General features: G+C 72.2%; 21 protein-coding genes and 1 tRNA gene. 15 read left to right on the forward strand and 7 right to left on the reverse strand.

Annotation, left to right across the window (positions count from 1 at the left end; all coding sequences use genetic code 11):
• Positions 1-40 precede the first annotated feature (40 nt).
• Genes EDF48_RS13170 through EDF48_RS13180 form a run of 3 tightly spaced genes read right to left on the reverse strand, consistent with a single transcriptional unit; the run spans position 41 to position 3,088 of the window.
• Complete coding sequence (locus tag EDF48_RS13170; RefSeq protein WP_131880502.1) at positions 41-1,255, reverse strand: MFS transporter; 1,215 nt, start codon at positions 1,253-1,255, stop codon at positions 41-43.
• Positions 1,256-1,301: 46 nt separating this feature from the next.
• Positions 1,302-1,922 (reverse strand): response regulator transcription factor, encoded by a 621-nt coding sequence (locus EDF48_RS13175; protein ID WP_131880504.1) that lies wholly within the window; start codon positions 1,920-1,922, stop codon positions 1,302-1,304.
• Positions 1,919-3,088 carry a sensor histidine kinase gene (locus EDF48_RS13180; protein ID WP_131880506.1) on the reverse strand — a complete coding sequence of 390 codons (1,170 nt, stop codon included), beginning with the start codon at positions 3,086-3,088 and terminating at the stop codon, positions 1,919-1,921. Before EDF48_RS13180 ends, EDF48_RS13175 begins: the two co-directional genes overlap by 4 nt.
• A gap of 150 nt (positions 3,089-3,238) precedes the next feature.
• Here EDF48_RS13180 and EDF48_RS13185 point away from each other — a divergent pair, with 150 nt between their 5' ends.
• From EDF48_RS13185 to EDF48_RS13205, 5 genes are read left to right on the forward strand one after another with little or no spacing between them, the layout of a single operon-like run.
• Positions 3,239-4,372, forward strand: coding sequence for an ABC transporter permease (locus EDF48_RS13185; protein WP_131880508.1), 1,134 nt, complete (start codon positions 3,239-3,241; stop codon positions 4,370-4,372).
• Positions 4,369-5,070: an ABC transporter ATP-binding protein gene (locus tag EDF48_RS13190; RefSeq protein WP_131880510.1), complete on the forward strand. Its 702-nt coding sequence runs from the start codon at positions 4,369-4,371 to the stop codon at positions 5,068-5,070. The genes EDF48_RS13185 and EDF48_RS13190 overlap by 4 nt, the downstream gene beginning before the upstream one ends.
• Before the next feature lie 10 nt (positions 5,071-5,080).
• Positions 5,081-5,803: an MSMEG_4193 family putative phosphomutase gene (locus tag EDF48_RS13195; RefSeq protein WP_131880512.1), complete on the forward strand. Its 723-nt coding sequence runs from the start codon at positions 5,081-5,083 to the stop codon at positions 5,801-5,803.
• A gap of 33 nt (positions 5,804-5,836) precedes the next feature.
• A complete protein-coding gene (locus tag EDF48_RS13200) occupies positions 5,837-6,364 on the forward strand; it encodes a DUF3090 domain-containing protein (RefSeq protein WP_123291859.1) in 528 nt (175 codons plus the stop codon).
• Complete coding sequence (locus EDF48_RS13205) at positions 6,361-7,119, forward strand: SCO1664 family protein (protein ID WP_131880514.1); 759 nt, start codon at positions 6,361-6,363, stop codon at positions 7,117-7,119. The genes EDF48_RS13200 and EDF48_RS13205 overlap by 4 nt, the downstream gene beginning before the upstream one ends.
• Before the next feature lie 363 nt (positions 7,120-7,482).
• On the opposite strand, the gene EDF48_RS13210 is transcribed toward EDF48_RS13205, so the two are convergent.
• Both EDF48_RS13210 and EDF48_RS13215 read right to left on the reverse strand, forming a co-directional pair.
• Entirely contained in the window at positions 7,483-9,483 is a 2,001-nt protein-coding gene (locus EDF48_RS13210; RefSeq protein ID WP_131880516.1) for a VWA domain-containing protein, read from the reverse strand.
• Complete coding sequence (locus tag EDF48_RS13215) at positions 9,476-10,861, reverse strand: AAA family ATPase (RefSeq protein WP_123291862.1); 1,386 nt, start codon at positions 10,859-10,861, stop codon at positions 9,476-9,478. Before EDF48_RS13215 ends, EDF48_RS13210 begins: the two co-directional genes overlap by 8 nt.
• A gap of 203 nt (positions 10,862-11,064) precedes the next feature.
• Between EDF48_RS13215 and EDF48_RS13220 the strand changes: the two genes are divergently transcribed.
• The 4 genes from EDF48_RS13220 (at position 11,065) to EDF48_RS13235 (ending at position 15,401) form a co-directional block, all read left to right on the forward strand.
• Positions 11,065-12,519 (forward strand): MFS transporter, encoded by a 1,455-nt coding sequence (locus EDF48_RS13220; protein WP_311316827.1) that lies wholly within the window; start codon positions 11,065-11,067, stop codon positions 12,517-12,519.
• Positions 12,520-12,689: 170 nt separating this feature from the next.
• The gene (locus EDF48_RS13225; RefSeq protein ID WP_123938362.1) at positions 12,690-13,370 is read left to right on the forward strand and encodes a GntR family transcriptional regulator; all 681 of its coding nucleotides are present in this window, start codon (positions 12,690-12,692) and stop codon (positions 13,368-13,370) included.
• Between the two features lie 170 nt (positions 13,371-13,540).
• Positions 13,541-14,854: an LCP family protein gene (locus EDF48_RS13230; RefSeq protein WP_131880518.1), complete on the forward strand. Its 1,314-nt coding sequence runs from the start codon at positions 13,541-13,543 to the stop codon at positions 14,852-14,854.
• A gap of 458 nt (positions 14,855-15,312) precedes the next feature.
• Positions 15,313-15,401, forward strand: a tRNA-Ser gene (locus EDF48_RS13235).
• Positions 15,402-15,542: 141 nt separating this feature from the next.
• On the opposite strand, the gene EDF48_RS13240 is transcribed toward EDF48_RS13235, so the two are convergent.
• Complete coding sequence (locus tag EDF48_RS13240; protein WP_131880520.1) at positions 15,543-16,739, reverse strand: MFS transporter; 1,197 nt, start codon at positions 16,737-16,739, stop codon at positions 15,543-15,545.
• A gap of 171 nt (positions 16,740-16,910) precedes the next feature.
• Here EDF48_RS13240 and EDF48_RS13245 point away from each other — a divergent pair, with 171 nt between their 5' ends.
• Positions 16,911-17,360: a MarR family transcriptional regulator gene (locus tag EDF48_RS13245; RefSeq protein ID WP_111084650.1), complete on the forward strand. Its 450-nt coding sequence runs from the start codon at positions 16,911-16,913 to the stop codon at positions 17,358-17,360.
• Positions 17,361-17,424: 64 nt separating this feature from the next.
• Here EDF48_RS13245 and EDF48_RS13250 read toward each other — a convergent pair whose 3' ends face one another.
• A complete protein-coding gene (locus EDF48_RS13250; RefSeq protein ID WP_131880522.1) occupies positions 17,425-18,420 on the reverse strand; it encodes a LacI family DNA-binding transcriptional regulator in 996 nt (331 codons plus the stop codon).
• Between the two features lie 98 nt (positions 18,421-18,518).
• Between EDF48_RS13250 and EDF48_RS13255 the strand changes: the two genes are divergently transcribed.
• The 5 genes from EDF48_RS13255 to EDF48_RS13275 all read left to right on the forward strand — a co-directional run bounded on the left by EDF48_RS13255 (position 18,519) and on the right by EDF48_RS13275 (position 25,578).
• Entirely contained in the window at positions 18,519-19,739 is a 1,221-nt protein-coding gene (locus EDF48_RS13255) for a Gfo/Idh/MocA family oxidoreductase (RefSeq protein WP_131880524.1), read from the forward strand.
• A complete protein-coding gene (locus tag EDF48_RS13260) occupies positions 19,736-20,740 on the forward strand; it encodes a sugar phosphate isomerase/epimerase (RefSeq protein ID WP_131880526.1) in 1,005 nt (334 codons plus the stop codon). Before EDF48_RS13255 ends, EDF48_RS13260 begins: the two co-directional genes overlap by 4 nt.
• A gap of 172 nt (positions 20,741-20,912) precedes the next feature.
• Positions 20,913-21,905, forward strand: a complete 993-nt coding sequence (locus EDF48_RS13265) for a MoxR family ATPase (RefSeq protein ID WP_235035938.1) — start codon at positions 20,913-20,915, stop codon at positions 21,903-21,905.
• Entirely contained in the window at positions 21,905-23,236 is a 1,332-nt protein-coding gene (locus EDF48_RS13270; protein WP_131880528.1) for a DUF58 domain-containing protein, read from the forward strand. The genes EDF48_RS13265 and EDF48_RS13270 overlap by 1 nt, the downstream gene beginning before the upstream one ends.
• Entirely contained in the window at positions 23,233-25,578 is a 2,346-nt protein-coding gene (locus EDF48_RS13275; protein ID WP_131880530.1) for a DUF3488 and transglutaminase-like domain-containing protein, read from the forward strand. Before EDF48_RS13270 ends, EDF48_RS13275 begins: the two co-directional genes overlap by 4 nt.
• Positions 25,579-25,666 lie beyond the last annotated feature (88 nt).

Here is a 25,666-nt window from a genome sequence, read left to right on the forward strand (position 1 = left end):
CGCGGGGCGGCGCGCCCGGACCCGCGCCCGGCGTCGCGGATCAGGTGGAGACGGTCCGCCGGACGTCGACGTCGTGGGAGTCCCGTGCGGCGGGCGCGACGACGAAGGCGGCGACGAGCAGCACGAGGGGCACCAGCATCGCCGCCTGCAGCCCGAGGTGCTCGCCGACGAAGCCGAGCAGGGGCGGTCCGACCAGGAACGCGATGTAGCCAGCGGTCGCGACGACCGACACCCGGCGGTCCCCGTCGGTCGGGTGGTCACCCGCTGCCGAGATCGCGAGCGGGAACCCGAGCGCGATGCCGAGCCCCCAGATGCCCGCGGCGATCGCCGTGACGACCGGACTCGGCGAGACGACCACGAGCAGGACCCCGATCCCGCCGACCGCGGCACAGAGCCGGACGACCGGGCCCCGCCCGAGCCGCGTGACGAGCGGGGTGCCGGCCGACCGGCCGATGAGCATGGCGAGCGCGAACCCGGTGAAGACCAGCGAGCCGACCGCTTCCGGGGCGTCGTGGTCGGTCGTCATCAGGAGCGGGAGCCAGTCGCTGGCGGCACCCTCGGCGAAGGCCATCGCGAGCGTGATCACCGCGATGAGCGCGAGCTGCACGGTGATGACGGAGCGGCGGGTGGCCGTGGTGACGCGGGACGTGCCGGCGGCGTCTGCGGTGTCGGCTCCCTCCGTCTGCACTCCGGTACGCGGCAGCGGCTGCAGGTTGAGGGCAGCGAACGCCGCGAGTGCCGCCATCACCGCAGCCCCCACGAGCAGGTGCACGAGCACCGGTGTCCTGGCAGCCGTCATCGCGATGCCGACGACACCGCCGACGACGGTCCCCAGGCTGAAGCAGGCGTGCAGCACCGGCACCACCGGGTGGCCGATGCGCCGCTCGACCGCGGCGGCCTCGACGTTCAGCCCGATCTCGGCGACCCCCGACCCGAACCCGATCAGGAACAGCCCCGCCCAGACACCCGCCGGCACCTGTGCCGGGGCGAGCAGGGCGACGAGGACCATCCCCACCACGGGCAGCGCGCCACCGAGCAGGATCAAGGGTCGTGTCCCGAGCCGTCGGACGAGCGCACCGGCGCCGAGGATCCCGATCATCGACCCGATCGACAGCCCGAGGAGCACGAGCCCCATCGCCTCGATCGACGCCCCGAGTTCGTCGCGGATGGCGGGCGTCCTGGTCACCCACGTGGCGATGCCGAAGCCGGTCATCGTCGACGTGGCGAACAGGGCCCCTCGAGGGTGCCGGGTCATGTGACCATCTGATCGGTCCGCCGACGGCCCGTCAAGGGTGCGGTCGTCAGCGGAGCATGCCGAGGGCGCGGGCCTCGGAGACCGCGGCCGTGCGCGAGGACACCCCGAGCTTCGAGAACACGTGCACCAGGTGCGACTTCACGGTGGCGTCGCTGATGTGCAGGCGCGCGGCGACGGCGCCGTTCGACGCCCCCTCGGCGACGAGGCGCAGCACCTCGAGCTCCCGCGCCGACAGGCTCACCGACGGGGCGCGCATCCGCGCCATGAGCCGACCCGCGATCGTCGGCGCGAGGGCGCTCTGTCCGGACGCGGCGGCGCGGACGGCCGCGACGAGTTCGTGCGGGGGCGCGTCCTTGAGCAGGTACCCGCTCGCGCCGGCCTCGACCGCACCGAGGATGTCCCCGTCGGAGTCGTAGTTCGTCAGCACGAGCACGTACGGCGCGGCGTCGAGCGCGCGGATCCGTCGCGTCGCGTCCGCCCCGGTGAGGTCCTGCCCGAACTGCAGGTCCATGAGCACGAGTTCCGGTGAGAGCCGGATGGCGAGGTCCACGGCCTCGTCCGGGGTGGACGCCTCACCCGCGACGACGATGCCGTCCGTGCCGTCGAGGAGTGCTCGGAGCCCGGCGCGGACCACCGGGTGGTCGTCGGCGATGAGGATGCGGATCACCGGACCTCCAGGGTCGCGACGAGCGTCGTCCCGCGGCCAGGGGCCGAGTCGACCTCGAGCCGGCCGCCGAACTGCTCGACGCGCTCTTCGGTGGCACGCAACCCGAACGAGTCCGTCGTGCCCGACCGGTCGTGGACGGCGACCGGGTCGAAACCGACGCCGTCGTCCGCGATGGTGAGCCGGGCCTCCTGACCGTCCACGGTGAGTGACAGTCGGACGTGGGTGGCCGCGGCGTGCTGCACCACGTTGGCGACGGCGCCCTGGGCGATGCGGAGCAGCGCGGTCTGGACGTCCATCGGCAGCGAGTCCTCCGCGACGTCGACCGTGACGTCGAGGCCGTCGCGCGACCACTGGGAGCCGGCCAACCGTTCCAGAGCTGCTCCGAGTCCGCGTTCGAGCGCCGGTGGTGCGAGTTCGCGGATGAACCGCCGGGTGTCGGCGAGGCCCTCGGCAGCGGTCTCACGGGCGAGCCGGATGTGCTCCGTCCCCGGACGCTCCCCGTCCGCGCGTTCGGCCGCGTGCAGCAGCATCTGGATGCTCGACAACCCCTGCGCGACGGTGTCGTGGATCTCACGGGCCAACCGGGCCCGCTCAGCGAGGACGCCCTGCTCGCGTTCGGTGACGGCCAACCGGTCGCGCGTGGCGAGGAGCTCGGCGACCAGGGCCTCGCGTTCGACCGCCTCGCGCGCGAGCGCCCGGTACCCCAGTCCGATGAGCAGTGCGACACCCGCTCCGACGAGCGGACCGACCACACCACCGACGGTGAATCCGCCGTGCAGTCCGAGGGCGACGACGGCGACCAGGGTCGCGGCGATGACGGCCACCGGTCCGACGATGCGCGGCAGGACGTGCAGGTACAGGAAGAAGAGCGGGAAGACGAGGTAGGCGGCCTCGGGGACGCCGACGAGCAGGGCGATCCAGACGAGGGTCAGGGCGACGAGCCAGACCGCACCGGCGACCGTCCGACGGCGGCCGTCGCCGCGCGCGACGACCGCCCCGAGCAGGTACACGCCCGCGAACACCGCAGCCAGGGCCAACCGCACCCACGTGCCGGCGCCACCGTCCACGAGCACCCGCACGACGACCAGGGCGAGCAGCGCGGCCGACAGCACGTGCAGGCCGGTCCGCAGACCGACGAAGACCGGGGTGAGGGTGCTGTGCGCCATGTGCTCCCCAGCGTACGGAGGCGTCGGCCGGTGGGGATCAACCGAAAGTTCGATCGGAGGACCGAACCCTCCGGCGATGCCGGGTGGGAGCACCGCGGCGAGGCTGGGAGTCGTGGTCGCGGAAGGTCTGCGACCCGGGAAGGGAACCCCGTGTTCGTCGCTTGGCGCGATCTCCGGTTCGCCCGTGGCCGGTTCGTCCTCATCGGCTCCGTCGTGGCACTCATCACCCTGCTCGTCGGGTTCCTCGCCGGGCTCACCGGCGGCCTCGCGTCGCAGAACGTCTCCGCGGTGCTCGACCTGCCCGGCGACCGCCTGGTCCTGCAGCAGCCGTCCACCGGGCAGCCGTCGTTCGGCGACTCCACCATCGGGCAGCGGGCCGTGGACGGCTGGCAGGCGGCCCCCGGGGTCGACGACGTGGTGCCGGTGGGCATCGTCCAGGGCCGGGCGACGGCACCGGGCGCGGGGTCCGGCGCTGCGGGGTCGGGCGCTGCGGGGTCGGGTGCTGCGGCGTCGGGCGCGGCCGTCGGCGTCGCGCTGGTCGGGCTGCCGACGGGAGCACGGTCGACCCCCGTCACCGATCTCGCACCCGGTCGCGACGACCAGGTCGGGCTGTCGTCCGGTGCTGCGGCCGACCTCGGCGTGCAGGTCGGCGACCGCATCACCGTCACCGGGACGGACTACCGCGTCGCCGTCGTCGGCGGTGACGCCTGGTACAGCCACACACCGGTGCTCGCCATGACCCCGGAAGCGTGGGCCGCGGCCGACCGGCGACTCGGCGGCGACGGCGCGCCGACCGTCCTGGCCGTCAGCGGCAGCCCGGACTGGGACACTGTCGCAGCGTCCACCGGCACGTCCGCCGCGTCGCCGCTCGGGTCGCTGACCGCCCTCGAGACCTTCCGGTCCGAGATCGGGTCGCTCGGCCTGATGATCGTCATGCTCTTCGGGGTGTCCGCGCTCGTCGTCGGGGCGTTCTTCACGGTCTGGACCATGCAGCGAGCCGGCGACGTCGCCGTGCTCAAGGCCCTCGGCGCGAGCACCGGATCACTCGTCCGCGATGCGCTCGGACAGGCGCTCGTCGTGCTCGTCCTGGGGATCGGCGTCGGGATGCTGGCCGTCGTCGGACTCGGCGCGCTCGCCGGCGGTGCACTGCCGTTCCTGCTCAGCCCGGTCACCACCGTCGTGCCGGCCGCCGCGATGGCCGTCCTCGGACTCGCCGGCGCCGCCGTCGCGCTCCGCACCGTCACCTCCGCCGACCCCCTCACCGCACTCGGGAGCAACCGATGATCACCCTCGACGACGTCACCCTGACCTTCCCCGACGGCGACCGGCGGATCACCGCGGTCGACCACGTGTCCCTCGTCGCCCGGCCCGGCGTCGTGACCGGCATCACCGGCCCCTCCGGATCGGGCAAGTCGTCGCTGCTCGCGGTCGCCGCGACGCTCATCCGGCCGGACTCCGGTCGTGTGCTCATCGGCGACGTCGACGCGGCCGCGCTGTCCCGGGACGAAGCCACCGCCCTGCGGCGTGCGCACATCGGGATCGTGTTCCAGCAGTCGAACCTGCTGCCGTCGCTGACCGCACGGGAGCAGGTGCTCGTGATGGCGCACCTCGGCGGCCGGCACCCCGCCGGAGGTCGTCGCGCGGGAGGGCTCCGGGACCGGGCCGACGACCTGCTGGACGCCGTGGGGCTGTCCGACCACCTGGACAAGCGGCCGGCGCAGCTGTCCGGCGGGCAGCGGCAGCGCGTCGCGATCGCCCGGGCACTCGTGCACGAACCCGACGTCCTGCTCGTGGACGAACCGACGAGTGCGCTGGACCAGGAGCGCGGCGCGGCGATCATGGAGCTCATCGCCAAACTGACGCGCGAGCGGGACACCGCGACGATGCTGGTCACCCACGACCTGGTGCACCGCGGGACCCTCGACGAACTCGTCACGGTGGGGGACGGTCGGCTGGCCGGGGCGCCGGTGATCGCCGCCTAGGATCGGGCACATGGCGACCGTCCTCCTCGTCCGACACGGACGCACCACCGCGAACGCCACGGGCGTGCTCGCCGGACGAACCGCCGGCGTGCGACTCGACGCCGTCGGCCGGAAGCAGGCCGACCGGACCGCGGAGCGCATCGCGGCCGTGCCGGTCGTCGCCGTCGTGTCGAGTCCGCTCGAGCGGTGTCGGCAGACGGCCCGGGCGATCCTGGAGCGACAGCCGGGCGACCCCGTGTCGGCCATCGAGCGGGCGATCACCGAGGCGGACTACGGCGAGTGGCAGGGGCGGAAGCTCGCCGACCTGGCGAAGGAGCCGCTGTGGCGGACGGTGCAGGCGAACCCGAGCGCCGTGGTGTTCCCCGGTGGCGAGTCCATGCAGACCATGCAGTCCCGGGCGGTGTCGGCCGTCCGGCGCATCGACGCCGAGGTCGAAGCGGAGCACGGGCCCGGAGCGGTCTGGGTCGCGGTGAGCCACGGCGACATCATCAAGTCCGTCCTGGCCGACGCGTTCGGCATGCACCTCGACCTGTTCCAACGCATCGGCGTCGGGCCCGCGTCGGTGTCGGTCGTGCGGTACGGCGAGCACCGGCCCGAGGTGGTCGCGACGAACACCGAGTCCGGCGATCTGTCGTGGCTCGCGACCGCTCCGGCGCCCAGCGGGGACGCAGCGGTCGGCGGCGGAGCCGGACATCCGGAGGCCCCGTCCGAGGCAGGCCCTGCCAGACCCTGAACGGGCGCAGGCCCGCACTCCTACAATGCGGGTATGCCCTCCATCGTCCACGGCTTCGACTGGCCGGACCGCCTCGTCGTCGGCACCATCGGCCGTCCGGGCGAGCGCGCCTTCTACTTGCAGGCCCGCTCCGGCAAGCGCGTCACGAGCGTCGCCCTCGAGAAGGAGCAGACCGCCGTGCTCGCCGAGAAGATCGACGAGCTGCTGGACGAGGTCGCCACGGTCGAGGCGAACCGCTTCAGCGTGCCGGACACCGCCCCCGTCGAGCTCCGCGACCCGGAGCCGCTCGACCAGCCGGTGGAGCCCGAGTTCCGTGCCGGTGCCCTGAGCCTGGGCTTCGACCCGTCGACGGCGCAGGTGGTCATCGAGGCGTACCCGATCGACGACGACGTCGAGATCGTGTCCGAGGAGAGCGAGGACGGCCTCGAGATCGAGGCGGTCGTCGAGATCCCCGAACCCGACGAGCTCTTCCAGGTCAAGATCCCGGTCGGCACCGCACGCGCGTTCGTCGAACGCACCCGCGAGATCGTCGCCGCCGGCCGTCCGCCCGGCGACGCATGAGCGACGGCTCACTGAGCATCACGGCGCGGATCCGCGAGGCCTCGAACGCGACGTTCCTGGCCGAACTGGACGGCGAGGCGGTCGTCTACAAGCCGATCGAGGGGGAGCGCCCGCTCTGGGACTTCCCGGACGGCACGCTCGCCGGCCGCGAGGTCGCGGCCCACCTGGTGTCCGAGGCGTTCGGTTGGGGCATCGTGCCACCGACGTGGCTCGGTGACGGCCCGTTCGGCCCCGGGATGGTGCAGCGCTGGCAGACGATCGACCCGGACCAGGACGCCGTCGACCTCGTCACCCCCGAGACCGCCGAGGCGGAGGGTTCGCCGTGGCTGCCCGTCCTCGAGGCGATCGACGAGCACGACCAGCCGGTGACGCTCGTGCACGAGGACTCCGAGGCGTTGCGCCGCATGGCCGTCTTCGACGTCGTCGTGAACAACGCCGACCGCAAGGGCGGGCACGTGCTGGCGATGCCCGACGGACACCGGTTCGGTGTCGACCACGGGCTGGCCTTCCACGTCGAGCACAAGCTCCGCACGGTGCTGTGGGGCTGGATCGGCGAGCCGCTCGGACCGGACGAACTCGAGGGGCTCGATCGGGTGTCGGAAGCGCTCCGCGGTGCCCTGGGCGACGAACTCGCCGAACACCTGACGCCGGAGGAAGTCGACACGGTGCGCGCGCGGTGTGCGGCGCTGCGGGCCGTCGGCATCTTCCCGCCACCGCCGGGGCACGGCCCCGCGGTGCCGTGGCCGTTGTTCTGACGCACCCGTCGTGAGCCGGCGCGCCGGCCCGGCCTGCCGTGGCGACCCCGGCCGGCCGTGGACGCCCCGGTCCGGGACGGTGGGGCCCGTCGGGTCCGGACCCCACCGACCGGTCCGCGTCCGTGATCCGTGGACGCGGAGACCCGTGGCGTCCGGTGGAGTGCGCCGTTGCACTCCGGGACCCCGCGGGAGTCGACCGGTCGAGAACGGATCAGGTGCACTCGGCCGACCGCTTCCGGCACGCCGACGAGGTCAGCGCGGGAAGAACGATCACGGCGGCCGGGGTCTGGGGCAACTGTGGTGGCGCTCAGCATACGACCGTGGAACCCCGCGCAACAGCCCCTTTCGGGATCGACCCGGCGGCTAGTCGAACAACGACGGCCCGCCGCGGCGCGACCCCAGGTACGACCCCACGACGGCGACACCGAGGTCGTCGTTCTCCGGAGCGACGACCGAGCCGTCCACCCGCTTCGCCATCGCGTCGATGAACCGTGCGAGCCCCGGGTCGTCGCCGAGGCGGAAGAACGTCGTCTGGGCACCGAGACGACCGGCGTTCTCGAGCTCCCGAACGGTCAGTGCGATCGTCACGGGGTCCGGCGGGTAGTCGAACCACACCTGTCCGTTCGGCTCGAGGTGCGACGTCGGTTCCCCGTCGGTGACGATGAGCAGCACGGGTTGGGCGGTCGGGTGCTTCCGGAAGTGCCGGTTGGCGAGGAGCAGCGCGTGGTGCAGGTTCGTGCCCTTGTCCCACATCGCGTCGAGACCCACGAGCTGCTCGATGTCCACGACCTCGGCCTCGCGTCCGAACGCGATGAGCTGCAGGTCGTCGCCGCGGAACCGCGTCGAGACGAGCGTGTGCAGCGCCAGGGCCGTGCGCTTCATCGGCACCCAGCGGTCCTCCATCGCCATCGAGAACGACGTGTCGACGAGCAGCGCCACGCAGGCCTGTGTGCGGGACTCGGTCTCCTGCACCTCGACGTCGTCGATGGTCAGGCGGACGCCAGGGCCCACCCGCCCGTCGGCCGCGGTCCGGGTCAGCGCGTTCGTGATCGACCGGGTGACGTCCCACGGCTCGGTGTCGCCGTACGCCCACTGCCGGGTCGCGCCCGAGGGTTCGCCGGCCGCGCCGGACTGCCGGATGTCGCGGGCACCCTGTCGGCCGGACATCCGCTCGGCGACGTCACGGAGCAGGCTCTTGCCGAGCTGCCGCATGGCCTTCGGGGTGAGCCGCAGCTGCCCGTCGGCACCGCGGCGCATCGCCCCGGAGTTCCGCAGCGCCTTCTCGAGCTGCTGCAGGGTCTTGGCGTCCACGGCGGCCTCGGCGCCGAGCTGCCGGGTCAGGGCGTCGATGTCCAGGTCGTCGAGCTCGGAGCCGGGGCCGGACTGGGCGAGTTGGTCCGCGAGGGCGTCGAGGTCGGCGATGTCCTGGAACACCCCGGTCCCGTCGCCGAGTCCGAGCCCCTGGTCGCCCTCCATGCGCTCGGACCCGCCCCAGTCCTCGCCGGGCCGCAGGGACCGCAGGTTGCCGTCGAGCTGGGACAGCTGCCCCATCAGGTCGGGGGAGCCGAAGGCCTGCTGGGCGAGGGCGTCGAGTTCGTCGCGCTGCTCCTCGGTCATCGAGTTCCGCATCCGCTGGGCGGCGGCGGCCCGTGCCGCGAGGTCGTCGAGCAGCTCGTCGACGTTCGCGGGGTTCGACGGGAAGTACTCGCCATGCTCCGCCATGAACGCGTCGAACTGCTCCTGCGAGTCGGTGCCGGCGCGGTGGTCCTCGAGCAGCTGATTGAGGTCCTGCATCATCGCGCTGACCGCCGCACGGTCTTCGTCCGTGGCACCCTCGAGTGCCTGCTTCATGCCCGCGAAGCGCTGGTCGAGCACCTCGCGACCGAGCAGGTCCTTGATCTCGTCGTACTTCTGCCGGGCCTCGCGGCTCGTCCAGTCGTACCCGCCGAGCTCCTGCACCGCGGCGGCCGGCGACGGGGACAGGCTGTCGAGCTGCATCTCGGCCAGGGCGCGGTCGCCGTCGTCGAGCTCGACGTTGCGGGCGAGTTCGCCGCGTTCGGCACGGAGCGCCTGGTCGAGCAGTTCGCGGACCTGCTGCAGGGTGCCGTCGAGGTTGTTCTTCGCGGTGAGTTCGCGGCGCCGTTCCGCGACCTTGCGCGCGAGGTCGTCGAGTCCGCGCTGCGTCCGGCCGCCTCGGCGCAGGAACTCCCGCATGGCACGCTCCGGTGAGGTGCCGGCCATCACGTCCTGCCCGATGGCGTCGAGCGCTTCGGCGAGGTCGGCGGGCGGCGCGAGCGGATCCGGTCCGTCGGTGTATGCCCCGTACCGGGTGTCCCGCGTCAGTCGTCGGTTCTGCCTAGCCATAGACGGCTTCGCCCCCGCCGGACTCCTTGCTGATGCGGCGGGCGAGGAAGAGCCCCTCGAGCGCGAGTTCGATCGCACCCGCGCGCTCGCCGTCGTTTGTGGCACCGAGACGCTCGCACACCTGGTCGTACAGGTCGGACTCGCCGATCGACGGCAGACCTTCGAGGAACGCCCGTGCGCCGACCTGTTCGCCCGTCGTCACCATCGTCCCGCCGTCGAGCGCCTCGACGAGCACCCCGAAGTCGAGTCCGCGGAACCGGGCACGCACCGTCTCGGCCGTGGCGGTCCGCAGCAGGTGCTCGAGGACCTCGTCCGCGCGGTCCTCTTCGCCGTTCTCGAACTCGATCTTGCCGCCGAGCACGTCGACCGCCGTCTCGAGGTCGATCGGTCGCGCGACGGCCTCCGGCTCACCCTGGCGTGCTGCACGGTGCACGGCCGCCGCGGCGACCGTCTCGGCGCCGGCGATCGCGAACCGGGCGCTGACACCGCTGCGCTGGTCGACCGCGCTCGACCCGCGCAGGGCACGGGTGAAGCGGGCGAGGATCTCGACGATCGCGTCCGGCACCTCGGCGGTGAGCTGCGCCTCCTGCCGGATGACCGCGATCTCGTCCTCGAGTTCGATCGGGTAGTGGGTGCGGATCTCCGCGCCGAAGCGGTCCTTCAGCGGCGTGATGATCCGGCCGCGGTTCGTGTAGTCCTCCGGGTTCGCGCTGGCCACCACGAGCACGTCGAGGGGGAGCCGGAGCACGTAGCCACGGATCTGGACGTCGCGTTCCTCCATCACGTTGAGCATCGCCACCTGGATGCGTTCGGCCAGGTCGGGCAGCTCGTTGATCGCGACGATGCCGCGGTGGCCGCGGGGGACCAGTCCGAAGTGGATGGTCTCCGGGTCGCCCAGGCTGCGCCCTTCCGCGACCTTCATCGGGTCGACGTCGCCGATCAGGTCGGCGACGCTCGTGTCCGGCGTCGCGAGCTTCTCGACGTAGCGGTCGTCGCGGTGCCGCCACGAGATCGGCAGGGCGTCGCCGAGGTCGTCGGCTCGGCGGGCGCTCGCGGTGGTGATGGGCTCGTAGGGGTGCTCGCCGAGCTCGGAGCCGGTGATCACCGGGGTCCACTCGTCGAGCAAGCCCTGCAAGGTGCGGAGCAGGCGGGTCTTGCCCTGGCCGCGCTCACCGAGCAGGACGACGTCGTGACCGGCGATCAGGGCACGTTCGAGTTGCGGGATCACGGTCGTCTCGAACCCGTGCAGGCCGGGCCAGGGGTCGTCTCCCGCGCGCAGCGCGGTGAGCAGGTTGTCGCGGATCTCGGCGCGGACCGTCTTCTGGACGTGGCCAGAAGTGCGGAGCTCGCCGACCGTGCGGATGTCGGGTCGGGTCACGTTCTGGACGTTACGCCGTTGCGGACGGGAGGCACGGTGCCAGCTGGCACCGCGCCTCCCGTCCGCTTGTGGGTTTCCATAGCAACCGCAATGATTGAGGCTCCGGCATCGGAGCCGGATTCGATAGGGGGATCCGGCTCCGAGCCGGCCCCGTCGTACCGAATGTGAACCATCTCGCCGATCTCGGCGTAGGTTCCCCTCTCGTGAGCAGCACGAACGGGGCGATCAAGAGCCTGGTCCCCGCCAGGATGGACAGACTGCCGTGGACGAGGTTCCACTGGAGTGTCGTCGTCGGACTCGGGGTCTCCTGGATCCTGGACGGTCTGGAGATCCAGATCGTCTCCAACGCGGGCTTCCAGGCCGACCTGAACCTGTCGACGCAACAGGTGACCTCCCTCGGCACGATCTACCTGGTCGGCCAGGTGGTCGGAGCGCTGGTGTTCGGGCGCATGTCCGACCGGCTCGGGCGGCGCAAGCTCTTCATCCTGACGCTCGCGATCTACCTGATCGGCTCGGGCGTCGCCGGTCTCGCCCAGGACTTCTGGTTCCTGGCCGCGTTCCGGTTCGTCGCCGGTCTCGGCATCGGCGGCGAGTACGCGGCGATCAACTCGGCGATCGACGAACTGATCCCGGCGAAGTACCGCGGCCACGTCGACATCGCCATCAACGGCACCTACTGGGGCGGCGCCGCGCTCGGTGCCTTCGCGAACATCTACCTGCTCGACACGGCCAACTTCTCGGAGAGCATCGGCTGGCGCATCGGCTTCTTCCTCGGCCCGGTGCTCGGCATCGCGATCATCTTCCTGCGGCGGCACATCCCCGAGAGTCCGCGCTGGCTCATGACCCACGGGCGCGAGGAAGAGGCCGAAGCGACCGTCACCCAGATCGAGGAGGCGGTCGAGAAGTCCACGGGCAAGCGGCTGCCGGACGTCGACGAGTCGAAGGCCATGACCGTCACGCCGACCGACCGCGTCGGGTTCCTGACCATCGCGCGCGTGCTGCTCAAGCAGTACCCGACGCGCACCCTGGTCGGTGCGTCGATGATGATCACGCAGGCGTTCCTCTACAACGCGATCTTCTTCACCTACGCGCTCGTCCTGACGAACTTCTTCGGCCTCAAGACCGCGCAGACGTCGATCTACTTCTTCCCGTTCGCGATCGGGAACCTGCTCGGACCGATCATCCTCGGTCGGTTCTTCGACACGTGGGGCCGTCGGCAGATGATCTTCCTGACGTACCTGGTGTCGGGGCTCGTCCTGGCGACCTCGGCGTTCCTGTTCCGCGCCGACGCGATCTCGGCGACGGTGCAGGTGGCCTTCTGGTGCGTGTCGTTCTTCTTCGCCTCCGCCGGTGCCTCGAGCGCGTACCTGACGGTCAGCGAGATCTTCCCCCTCGAGCTGCGGTCGCAGGCCATCTCGTACTTCTTCGCCCTCGCGCAGATCTTCGGTGCGGTCGCACCGCTGATCTACGGCGCCTTCATCGGGGACGGGTCCTCGCGTGAACCGCTCTTCTGGGGGTACCTGCTCGGGTCCGCGGTGATGATCGGCGGTGGGGTGATAGCCCTGGTCTTCGGGGTCGATGCCGCACGGAAGGGGCTCGAGGACGTCACCCAGCCCCTGTCCGTCCTGACCGGGGACGCGGAACAGCAGCGGCGCTGAACAGCAACGGCGGCCATGCAACATTCTGTATTCAGAGTGTTTAGCACGGCCGTCGTCGTGGTGTCACGGTGCTGGCATGGCACTCCTCCACAGCGCGACACCCACCACGACGATCCACGACGGTGCCGGTGCGGTCGGCCAGGGTGACCGCCGTGCGTGAGGCTGGCGCGATGGAGCAGTCACCGATGCGTGTCGGCCGGGGCGACCGCGACCCCCACGGCCTCCGGCGCAGTCTGTTGCGCGACGCGGTCTTCCTCCGCCTGCTCGACAGCGTGCTGCGCGGCGAGTACCGCCGCGGGCAGCGCCTGCGCCTCGACACCATCGCCGAGGACATGCGGGTCTCCCGCACGCCGGTGCGCGAAGCCCTCGTCTCCCTCGAGTCCCATCAGCTCGTCACCGTGCAGCGGTACGTCGGCGTGGTGATCACGCAGTGGTCCGTCGGGCAGATGACCGAGCGCCTGCGCATCGCCCGGGCGCTGGTCGTCGACCCGCCGGTGAGCGGCACGGGCCACGACGACCGCTTCGACCCGGCCTGGCTCCGCGAGTGCTGGACCGAAGCCGGGGCCTTCGTCGAACTCGCCGCGTGGTTCCTCCGGCGGCGCGGCGCCTCGGTCAGCGCCGACTGGATGCTGTCGCAGCGCACCGTGCTCGACACGTTCTTCACCGACGACATCGCACTGGCCAACGGGATCGACGCCGTGGTCGACCGGGCGCGGCGACTCGACCTCGTCGACCAGGCCGTGCGGGCAGCGGAGCGTGACGCGCTCGACGACTGCGCCGTGGTGCTGCTCGAGCTCGCGGCGGCGCTCATCGCCCTGCCGGACCGGTTCCGGGTGGCCGTGGCCTCCTGAGCCGTCCCGGCTGCGGGTTCGTACAGGTCGGCGCCACGGCGCACGGATCCGGGGGTCGACGGTGGCCCGGTGGCCTCGCTCCGACGTCGTTCGCACTGGATCGCCAGGGACCTCCGTGGCAGCCTTGACCGGTTGCCACCCCGGCGCGTCCACCGACGACAGGAGAGCCCGTGAACGACGTCCGCGATCGCTCCCACCGTCTCAACCGAGCCGACGGGATCGCACGGCACGGACGTCTCCGTCGGTCCGGACCCTTCCGGACCGTCGCTGCGCTGGTCGCGAGCGTGGCCGCAGTCGCGCTCGTCAGCACCGCTTCGGTCGCCGCGATCGCCGCGAAGCAGGTGACCGACGACCTCGGTGACGGCGTGCAGATCGAGGGCCAGCCCGCGCCGCGGTCGAACGGCACCAAGGCGCCGTCGCTCAGCGCGTACAAGGGCGGCTTCAACATGCTCGTCGTCGGGACGGACAACGACCCGGACCAGTCCGCGGAGTTCGGGGAGCGCGACGCCACGCTCAACGACGTCAACATCCTGCTCCACGTGTCGGCGGACCACACCAACGCGACCGCGGTGAGCATCCCCCGTGACCTCGTCACCCCGATCCCCGCGTGCAAGAAGACCGACGGCTCCGGCACCGCACCGGCCATGGCCGCGCAGCCGATCAACACCTCGTTCAGCGACGGCGGGCTGAACTGCGTGACCCAGACCGTGCAGGGGCTCACCGGCCTGGACATCCAGTACTCGGCCGCGGTCTCGTTCAACGGCGTCATCGAGATGTCGAACGCGATCGGTGGTGTGCCGGTCTGCGTGGCGCAGCCGATCGAGGACCCCTACACCGGGCTCGACCTGCCCGCCGGCACCTCGACCCTGCAGGGCGACGAAGCCCTCGCGTTCCTCCGGACCCGGCACGGCGTCGGTGACGGTTCCGACCTCGGCCGGATCTCGAGCCAGCAGGTGTTCCTGTCGTCGCTGCTCCGGACCGTGAAGTCGAACGACACCCTCACGTCGCCGCCCACCCTGTACAAGCTGGCCCGCGCCGCGGCGTCGAACATGCAGCTGTCCCAGAGCCTGAACGACATCGGGACGATGGTGCAGATGGGTCGGGCGCTGCAGGACCTCCCGCTGTCGCAGGTGAACTTCGTGCAGTACCCGGGCACGACCGGCGGCACCGGGGTCTACGAGGGCAAGGTCCAGCCGACGACGTACCTGGCCGACCAGTTGTTCGCGAAGATCAAGGCGGACCAGTCGTTCTCCCTGGGGGAGGACAGCACGGGCATCGGGTCCGAGGCGAACGCGGCGCCGTCGGCAGCGGCCTCGTCGCCGGCTGCTGCGGCGCCGTCGGCTCCGGCGTCCTCACCCGCGGCTGCTGCGCCGTCGTCGCCTGCCGCCGCTGCTCCGACGGCATCCGCGACGCCGGAGACCATCGACGGGCTCGAGGGGCAGTCCGCCGACCAGGAGACCTGCTCCAAGGCCTTCGGCTACTGACCCGGCGGCTCAGGCCCCCGCCCCGCGTCTCGCGAAAGCGACAGTCTGCCGCCGAACATCCGCGGCACACTGTCGCGCTGACGGCACAGACCGCGGGCCGTGCCGGGACACTGTCGCTTTCGCGTACTGGTCGGCCGCCATGCCCGGACGCAGAAACGGGGGCGCGGTGGTGGACCGCGCCCCCGGAAGCCGCTCCCCGAGCGGGCGCCAGGCAACCGGGCGCGCCGGGCCCGGCTCGGAGAGCGACGTCGGTGCTGTGTCGCGACTACGGGGACGAGCCCCGGAATGTGATCGCCGCGTCTCGATGATGCTATTCACCGGGGTACGTCGGGACAACCCCGAGGTGTCCCCACTTCGGGGGACCCGCGTTCCGCGACCGTGCCACGCGCGGGGGTGCGGTCGGGTCGAGAGTGGCCCGGTCCTCCTGTATGGTGGTCGGAGCGCTCGCGAGAGTGCTTGGAGACGTCGCATAGTCCGGCCGAGTGCACCACCCTGCTAAGGTGGAGTCCCCTTTAGGGGACCGAGGGTTCAAATCCCTCCGTCTCCGCACTCCATGAAACCCCGGTCCGATCGGACCGGGGTTTCGTCGTCTCCGTGCTGGTCTGCACGCCGCGTGAACCAGGTTCCGGACACGACACCGCGGAACGGCGTGGTGCTGTGTCCGGAACCTGGTTCCGCCGGGCTGCCGTCAGGCCGTCGCGACGCTCCCTGTCGAGGTCAGCTCGCCGGCCCCGCGCGAACGCCCACGCCGCACGGCACCCATGGCGACGAGCGTCAGGGCCACGGCGGCCAGGGTGATCCCGGCGCCCGCCCAGATCGGCGAGGTGTAGCCGAGCCCGGCGGCGATGGTGAGCCCACCGATCCAGGCACCGAGCGCGTTGCCGAGGTTGAACGCCGCGATGTTCGCCCCGCTCGCCAGGGTCGGCGCGTGGTCCGCGTACTGCATCACGCGCGTCTGCAGGGCCGGCACCGTAGCGAACCCGAAGGCGCCCATGAGCACGAGTGCGATGACGGTCAGCACGGGCGAGGTCGCGACGAGGGCGAACAGTCCGAGCACCACGGTGAGGGCGACGAGCACGACGAGCAGGGTCCGGTCGATCGAGCGTGCGGCGAGCTTGCCGCCGACGAAGTTCCCGACGAACAGCCCGACGCCGAACACCACGAGCAGCCACGGCACCGCTGACGACGGGAACCCGGACACCGAGGTCAGCGTGTACGCGATGTAGGTGAACGCCCCGAACATCCCGCCGTAGCCGAGCACGGTCATGCCGAGTGACAGCCACACCTGGCCGGAGCGAAAGACGCCGAGCTCGCGGGCCAGTGACGGCGTCTCGGCCTGGCGGACGGCGGGGACGAGCACGAGGACGCCGACCAGGGCGACGACTCCGATCGCGACGATGGCCCAGAAGGTCGAACGCCAGCCGAGCGCCTGGCCGAGGAACGTGCCGAACGGCACCCCGAGCACGTTCGACGCCGTCAGTCCCGTGAACATCAGGGCGACGGCCGAGGCGCGCTTCGAGCGCTCGACCATGTTCGCGGCGACGACGGAGCCGATGCCGAAGAACGCTCCGTGGCAGAGCGCCGCGATGACGCGTCCGGACATCATGACCTCGTAGGTCGGTGCGATCGCCGACAGCGTGTTGCCGATGATGAACAGCACGAGCAGCCCGAGCAGGACGGGCTTGCGGGGGAGCCGGGTGGTGGCGGCGGTCAGGCCGAGGGCGCCGACGATGACGGCGAGTGCGTAGCCGGTGACGAGCCAGCCGGCCGTGGTCTCGGTGACGTCGTAGTCGGCGGCGACCTCGGGCAGCAGGCCGGTGATGACGAACTCGGTCAGTCCGATGCCGAATCCGCCGAGTGCGAGGGCGATGAGTCCCGCGGGCATGGGGGTTCCTTCCGTTGTGCGGTGGCGCTGTGCCGCGTACGCTGGTTGTTGCAGACGCGCGGTATCGATAGTTGCACACGCGGGGTATCCGCGCAAGCAACTTCACGCGCCCGCAACGACCGCGGCGACCGACCGCAGCGACCGACCGCGCAGCCGACCAGAAGGAGCCCGATGTCCGTCGACGACACCTCCACCGCTGTCCGTGCCCACGGCTGGCGCACCCTGGCGGCACTGCACGGCCTGATCGAGACCCGACTCGAGCGCGCGCTGCGCGACGTCGACCTGTCCGTGGTCGAGTACACCGTGCTCGATGCGCTGCGCCGGCAGGACGGCTTCCACATGCGCATGCAGCAGCTCGCCCGCGCAGCTGCCCTCAGCCCGAGTGCCACGACCCGGCTGGTCAACCGACTCGAGGAACGTGCGCTGCTCACCCGCGTGCTCTGCGCCGACGACCGCCGCGGGCTCTACACCGAGCTCACCCACGCCGGTCAGCGGCTGCTGGATGCGGCCACGCCGATCCACGCCGCTGCGCTCGAGGGGGCGCTCGCCGAAGCGCGCGAGGTCCCGGAACTCGAGGAACTCGCGGTCGCGGTCGACCGGCTCGAGGGTGCCACGGTCTGATCCGTCGGCCGGGAGGCCCGGATCACCGCCGCCCCGCGCGCTGCGGTCGCGGGGTGGTGGCGGCTCAGGCCCGCGGCGGCGCCGTCGTGGACCGCACGACGAGCGACGGCGGCACCAGGACCCGGCTCGGAGCGGGTCGTTCGGCCGCGCCGACGAGCTCCACGAGCCGGTTCGCCGCGAGCCGCCCGACCTCGTCGTTGTGCGGGTCGACCGTGGTCAGGCGCAGCAGTGGTGAGGCGGCGAGTGGGGTCTCGTCGTTGCCGACGACCGAGACGTCCTCGGGGACCCGGAGTCCGGCTTCGCGCACGGCGGCGATCGCGCCCATCGCCATGACGTCGTTCGCGGCGAACACCGCCGTCAGGTCCGGGTGGTCCCGCAGTGCGCGGCGGGTGCCCTCGTACCCGGTCGTCTCGGACGTCGGGCCGTCGCCGTAGACCAGCGGCGCGATGCCGGACGCGACCATCCGCGCGACGGTGCTCTCGCGGCGGACCGCAGCCGGGCCTCCCGAACCGGTGACGTGGACGATGCGGCGGTGACCGAGCCCGATCAGGTGATCCGCTGCCAACCGGCCGCCGGCGGCCTCGTCCGAGGCGACGACGTCGAGTCCGCCGGGCACGTCCGCGCGGGCGCCGGCGACGACGACGGGGGTGTCGGCCGGCACGACGAGGTCGGGGAAGCCCTCGGCGGCGAGGACGACGCCGTCGACCCGCAGTGAGACGAGGTCGTCGAACGGCGAGGAGTCGAGGTGGGCGTTCGCACGGGTGTCCGCGAGGGTGAGCCGCAGGCCGTGCGGTGCGAGCGCGTCGCGGATGCCGTCGAGCAGGGGGACGAACCACGGGTTGCGGAAGTCGTCGACGATGACGCCGACGGTGCGGGTCCGGGTGCCGGCGAGGATCGCGGCGGCGCGGTTGGGGCGGTAGCCGAGCTCGGCGGCGGCCGCGAGCACGGCCGAGCGGCGTGCGTCGGAGACGCCCGGGTCGTCGCGGAGCACCATCGAGACGAGTGACTTCGAGACGCCGGCACGGGTCGCGACGTCGATGATCGTCGGGGGTCGTGACACGCGGCTCCTTGACAGGACATGGGGTGGTCGGGCTACAGTCTACCGACACGTTCTGGAACGTTCCAGAATCGGCACCGGACTTCTCGAAGGAGAGAACCATGAGCGACAGCATCGGCGTCGCCGTCATCGGGGCGGGCATGGCGGGCAAGGCCCACATGGCCGCGTGGCGGAACGCACCCTCACTCTTCGCCCCGACGCTGCCGCCCGTGCGGCTCGTGTCGATCGGCGACGTGTACGAGCCGTTGGCGGCCGAGGCTGCACAGCGGTTCGGCTACGCCCGCCACGACACGGACTGGCGAGCCATCGCCGAGGCCGACGACATCGACGTCGTGAGCGTCGTCGTCGCGAACAAGCTCCACCGCGAGATCGTCGAGGGGCTGCTGGCCGCCGGCAAGCACGTCCTGTGCGAGAAGCCGCTGTCGGACTCGCTCGAGGACGCACGGGCGATGGCCACCGCGGCCACCGAGGCATCGCAGCGCGGGCTCGTCGCCCGCGTCGGCTTCACCTACCGCCGCGCCCCGGGCCTCGCCGCGATCAAGCAGCTCGTCGAGGACGGCACGCTCGGCCGCGTCCTGTACGTCTCCGCCCGCTACTGGACCGACTACGGCTCGTCGCCCGACGTGCCCTTCTCGTGGCGCTTCGCGGGTGCCCCCGGCACCGGAGCCCTCGCCGACGTCGGCTCGCACCTGGCGTACGTCGCCGAGTTCCTGGCCGGCGAGGTGCAGAGCGTCAACGGCGGCATGTTCACCACCGCGATCACGAAGCGCCCGATCGCCGCCGGGTTCGCCCTGCGCGGCCAGGCCGTCCCGCTGACCGGTGAGTTCGCCGACGTCGAGAACGACGACTACGCCACCTTCAACGCACGCTTCGGCGACGGCTCCGTGGTGGGCTCGCTCGAGGTGTCCCGGGTCGCCACGGCGCACCCGAACGGCCTGGTCATCGAGGTCTTCTGCGAGAACGGTGCAGCGCGCTGGGACCAGGAGCGCGCCTCGGAGATCGGCCTCGCGCTGCAGTCCGACGGCTCCCGCCTCGGTGGCTACCGCCAGGTCGTCCTCGGCCCGGACCACCCCTACGTCGCCGGTGGCATGGCGATGGACGCGCCGGGTGTCGGCTGGGGACAGAACCAGATGTTCGAGTACCAGGCACGCGCGTTCCTCGACGAGGTCGCCGGCGTCGCCGACCCGCTGCCGGCCAACGCCACGTTCGACGACGGCGTGCACAACATGGAGATCCTCGACGCGGTGGCACGGTCCGCCGGGGCCGGTGGGGCCTCCCTCGACGTGCCGTCCGTCCGCACCACCGAAGGAGCGCACGCATGAAGCTCGGCCTGTACAACGCGATCTTCCACGACCGACCGCTCGCCGAGGCACTGACGGCCATCGCGGGCAACGGCCTGACCGGCATCGAGCTGAACACCGGCGGGTTCCTGCCGCCGGTGCACGTGCCGGACATCGACGCGATCCTCGAGGACGACGCAGCACGTGACGCCTTCCTCGCCCGGTTCGAGGGCACCGGGGTGTCCATCGCCGGCCTGAACTGCAACGGCAACCCGCTGCACCCGAACCGAGCGATCGGCCAGGCCCACGCGGAGGACATCCGGCGCAGCATCCGCCTCGCCGCCCGCCTCGGGCAGGACCGCGTCGTCACGATGTCCGGGCTGCCGGCGGGCGAGCCCGGCGGCGCCCGACCGAACTGGATCGTGAACGCCTGGAACTCCGCCGCGCTCGACGTCATCGAGTACCAGTGGAGCGTCGCCGTGCCGTTCTGGCAGGAGATCGACGCCCTGGCGCGGGAGCACGGGGTCAAGGTGGCGCTCGAGCTGCACCCGCAGAACGTGGTGTTCAACCCGGCGACGATCCGCGAGCTCGTAGAACGTGGTGGCCTGACGAACACCGGCGTCGAACTCGACGCGAGTCACCTGTTCTGGCAGCAGATGGACCCGGTGGCGGTCGTCCGCGACCTCGGCGACCTGGTCTTCCACGCCGCCGCGAAGGACGTCCGGATCAACCCGCACGCGGCGATCAACGGCGTGCTCGACAACTCGTTCCGTCGGCTGTCGCCGGACGAGCCGCGCACGAACCTCGGTGGCGACGAGTGGGCCAACGAGTGGCCGAAGCCGTCCGCGTGGGACTTCGTCGCGCTCGGCAAGGGCCACGACGAGGCGTACTGGTCGGCGTTCCTCGAGGCCCTGCGCGAGGTGGACCCGGACATGTGGGTCAACATCGAGCACGAGGACACCGAGCTCGGTCGCGAAGAAGGGGTCGCGGTCGCCGCGAAGGTCCTGCTCGCAGCCGACACGGCGCTCACGACGCGCGCGTGAGTCGCGTCTGAGACGCACCACGTGATCCGGACGGGAGGCCCGTGGGACGTGCGCTGATCGGCGCACGTCCCACGGGCCTCCCGTCCAGTGCGCATGCGTGACACGCCCACCGGGCGCTGTCACCGGACCGATGTAGCATGCACGACACCTGTCCCGAGACGAGGAGCCCTGCGTGCCGGAGCCGACCGACCCCGCCTTCCCCCTCGAGCGCATCCGAGAGGTCGGCGACGCCATCGTCGCGTCCGTCTCCACGGTGATCGACGGCAAGACCGAGGCGATCCGCACCGCCCTCACCGTGATGCTGGCCGAGGGACACCTGCTCGTCGAGGACGTCCCTGGCGTCGGCAAGACGGTCCTGGCGAAGGCACTCGGCGCCTCGGTGGGCGGCTCGGTGAACCGCATCCAGTTCACGTCCGACATGCTGCCGTCGGACGTCACCGGGGTGAACATCTTCGACCAGTCCTCGGGCACGTTCCGGTTCTCACCGGGGCCGGTGTTCGCGAACGTCGTCATCGGTGACGAGATCAACCGCACCAGCCCGAAGACCCAGTCCGCCCTGCTCGAGGCGATGGCCGAGTCGCAGGTCACGGTCGACGGCGTGACCCGGCTGCTCGACCGCCCCTTCATGATCGTGGCGACGCAGAACCCGATCGACATGGAGGGCACCTACCCGTTGCCCGAGGCCCAGCGTGACCGTTTCATGGCGCGCATCACGATGGGGTACCCGAGCGTCGACGCCGAACGGCAGATGCTCGCGAACCGCGGCGGCGGCGACCCGCTGTCGCACCTGCGACCGATCGTCGACGTGACCACGCTGCGCGGGATCATCGAGGCCGTGGCGAACGTCCACATCGCCCCCGACGTCGAGGCGTACGTCATCGCGATCGTCCGCTCCACCCGCACCCACCCCGACCTGGTGCTCGGCGCCAGCCCCCGCGCCACGCTGCACCTGGCCCAGGCTGCCCGTGCCCACGCGGCGTTGCTCGGCCGGCCGTTCGTCACGCCGGACGACGTCGCCGCGCTGGCACCGATCGTGCTCGCCCACCGGCTCGTGCCGGTGGCGCGCGGACTCGGTGGCACGGGCGAGGACACCGTGCGCGAGATCGTCGTCCGCATCGTCTCCGACACCGCCGTGCCGTTCACGGCGACCCCCGTCCGCTCCTGATGCCCGGCCGATCGGCACCGTCGTCGCTGCTGCGGCGCACCGGTGCCGCGCGCTCGACGCTCGGGCGCTTCGGCCGCCGCGGGCTGTCCCTGCTCCGGCGCACGCCGTTCCCCCGTCCGACCGTGCGCGGCTGGACCGTCATCGCGATCGGCATCGGGCTGATCGGGGGCGGGCTCGTGGGCACCACCAGCGTCGCCGTCTCGGCCGGGCTGCTGCTGCTCGTGCTCGTCGTGCTCGGCATCGTGATGGCGTTCGTGGTCGCCGCGCCGCTCCGGGGCAGCCGGAGCACGGCCCGCGCGATCGTGCAGGTCGGCGAGGTGTACCGCGAGCGGATCACCCTCGGCAGCACCAGCCTGCCGATCGGCCCGCGGTCGACCCTGCTCGTCCGCGAACAGCTCGAGGACGCCTTCGCCAGTGCGTCCGAGGCGGAGACCTACGCGCTCGTCGGCCCGGGCCTGCCGCCAGCGGTGCTCGACGTCGAGGCGCTCGCGATGCACCGCGGCCGCACGCTCGTCGGACCCGTCACCATCCGGGTCGAAGACCCCTTCGGCCTGCTCCGCATCGACCGCCCGGTGGTGCCGGCAGAAGAGGTCGTCGTCGTCCCCGCGAGCGCACCCCTCGCCGCGATCGACACCGGCGCCCTCGCCGGGGCCGTCTCCGCCGACGAAGGACGGGTCGGGCAGGGCGGGTCCGCCGACGACAGCGAACTCCGGCCGTACCGTCCCGGCGACCCGATCCGTCGGGTGCACTGGGCGCAGAGTGCTCGCCGCGGCGAACTGCACGTCCGGCAGACCACGCAGGCGCAACCACCCGAGGCCGTCATCGCGCTCGACGTCCGGCGCGAGTCCTACCAGGGCCTCGGGCGTGAGGACCTGGCGGAGCTCTCCGACCTGGGCGGTGACCAGGCCTTCGAGCACGCCGTCGTCGTCGCCGCCAGTGTCGCCCGCGCCCTCGCCGCCCGGACCTCGCGCGTCGTGCTCGTGAGCGACGGGCCGTCCGGCAGCACCCGGCACGCCGGTGACGTCGGCGGCCTCACCGACGTGCTCGTCGGACTCGCGGACGTCCGGCTCCGCAGCGACGCTCGTCCGGTCACCGATGTCCTGCCCGAGGTGCGTGGGCGGGACGTGCACGGCATGACCGCGGTGGTCACCGGCAACTGCACCGCCGAGCAAGCGGCTGAACTCGTGACGGCGACGAGCGGATCGAGCCGCGGGATCATGGCGACGATCGTGCCGCCGGACCCGGTGGTCCGCGGGATCCTCGACCGCGGTGGTTGGCGCACCCTCGTGGTACCGGTCGCCGGGGCGACCGCGTCCGGAGCCGCACGGTGAGCGGCACCGCTGCGTCGTCGCGTCGGCCCGTCGACGTGCGTGAGGTCCTGGACCGCGACGACGACACCCGTGACACCCCGAGCACCTGGGTCGTCGCGCTCGCCCCGGTGCCCGTGCTCATCGCCGCGCTCGCGATCCGCCCGCTCGTGCAGGGCACCGCCTGGTGGGTGTCCGGCGTCGTGGTCGTCGCGGTGCTCGTGGCCGTCATGCTCGCGGTGCGTCGCCGGGCCCCCGGGGTCCGGTTCGTGGCACTCGTCGCCACCCTCGTGCTGTGCTCGTGCGCCGCCGCCCTGGTCAACGACGTGCAACCCCTCGGCTGGCTCGACGCCGACGGAGCGCTGGGCGAGACGCTCGCCGCCATCCGCCTGAACCCCGCGCCGCTGCCGCAGACCGACGCGATCCGACTGGTCGTGACCGTGTCGATCGCCTGGGTGGCGGGCGTCTCGTTGTTCCTCGCCGCGATCGCCCGGATCCCGTCGCTCGCCGCCGCGCCGGCACTCGTCATCCTCATCGTCCCGGGGATCATCACCGGACAGCCGGCGGGCACCGCACTCGTGATCACCACGGCCGTCGCCTTCCTCGCCCTGCTGTGGCTGTCGGTCCGACCCGTGCAGCGTGCGGTCCCGGCCGCGGTCGTCGGTGCGATCGGGCTCGTCGTCGCGATCGGCCTGCCCGCGATCGTGCCGCTCAACGCGAGCTGGCTGTCCGGCGTCACCGGGGCCATCCAGTCGCCGATCCAACCCGGGCGACCCGGCACCCTGCTCGAGCTCGGCAACGACCTGCGGCAGCCGAGCGAACTCGAGGTGCTCCGCTACCGGTCGTCCGACGGCCAGCCCGAGTACCTCAAGCTCGCCGACCTGGACGAGTTCGGCACCGGGGACTGGGTGCCGACGGTGACGAACGCCGCCGAGGCCGACACCGCCGACCAACAGCAGTGGGCCGAGGGCGTGAACCCCCGCCTGGCGACCCGCGGCGACGTCACGGTCCGGATCACCGGGCTGTCGAGCACGTACCTACCGGTGCCGTCCGGGGCGGTGTCGATCGAGTCGCGTTCCACCAACCTCGACCTGTCGCAGTGGCGCTGGATGGGGTCCTCGAGCACCGTGCGGTCGACCGGTCCGGCCACGCCGCGCGGTGCGACGTACGAGGTCTACGGTGCCTCGACCTTCGCGAACGCGTACCTCGACGCCGTCGCGGCCTCGGGTGTCCTGTCCCGTGCCGACGGCCGGGGGTTCCGCGAGCCGAGCGGCGACCAGCTGCAGACCGACCTGACGCTGCCGAAGGACCTGCCCGCGAACATCACGTCGACCGCGGAGCGGGTGGCCGGGGCCGCGTCCGATGACTACGCCCAGGCCCGCGCCCTCGAGCAGTGGTTCCGCAGCGACCTGTTCACCTACTCCGAGACGGCCCCCGTCGAGCAGGGCTACGACGGCGACAGCATGGACGTCGTCTCGACCTTCCTGCAGGTGCGCGAGGGCTACTGCGTGCACTTCTCGTCGGCGATGGCCGTGATGGCCCGGACGCTCGGCATCCCGTCCCGCATCGCGGTGGGGTACCGGGCCGGGGCGGCGCAGCCCGACGGTGAGTACGCGGTGTCGAACCGGCAGCTGCACTCCTGGCCCGAGCTGTACATCAAGGGGGCCGGCTGGGTCGCGTTCGAGCCCACGCCGGACTCCGACGCGGCAGCGCAGCCCTCGACCGAACCCACGGAGACCCCGACCGCCGCCACGCCCGAGTCCCCGCTGCCCGCGCCCGAGCAGTCCGCACCTGCCGAGTCCTCGGCGACGCCGACCCCCTCGGCGTCGGCGCAGCCCGGTGCGGCCGGTGCCTCGGGCGGCAGCGGTCCGGCCGGCCTGCTGCTCGGCGCGGCGCTCGTGCTCGCGTTGCTCATCGCCCCCGGACTCGTCCGAGCGCTCCGTCGGCGGTCGCGGTTGTCCGCCGTCGCCGCTGGTCGCTCACCCGCGGTGAACGCCTGGCGTGAGGCCCTCGACGACGTCGCCGACCACGGCTACGCCCCCGGGCTGGCGCCACCCGGTGACGCAGGGGCTGCGGCCCGGACCGCCCGGGCCGTCCTCGGACGCCTCCGTCCGGTGCTGCCAGCCTCGGCGCTCCCGCACCTCGACGCCGTGGTCGACGCCGTCGACCACGAACGGTTCGCGGCCGGCGGGGTCGCAGCGGTCGACGGCGAGGCGCTCGTGCAGCACGTGCAGCAGGCGCGGGAGGCCCTCGACGCCTCGGTCTCCGGTGGACGGGTGCTGCGGTCGCGCCTGCTGCCGCCGAGCCTGCTGCCGTCGTCCGCGTGGTCGCACGAGGGCCGTCGGCGCTCCCGTCGCCCTGCCTGACCCCGCCTGACCCCGGAGTCTCGGCTGGTGCGAGGTTGGCCACTCGGTGCGGCGCAACAAGCTCGCACCGAGTGGTCAACGCCGCACC

The organism is Curtobacterium sp. PhB191, from assembly GCF_004346515.1.
In the GTDB taxonomy this organism is placed as follows: Bacteria; Actinomycetota; Actinomycetes; order Actinomycetales; family Microbacteriaceae; genus Curtobacterium.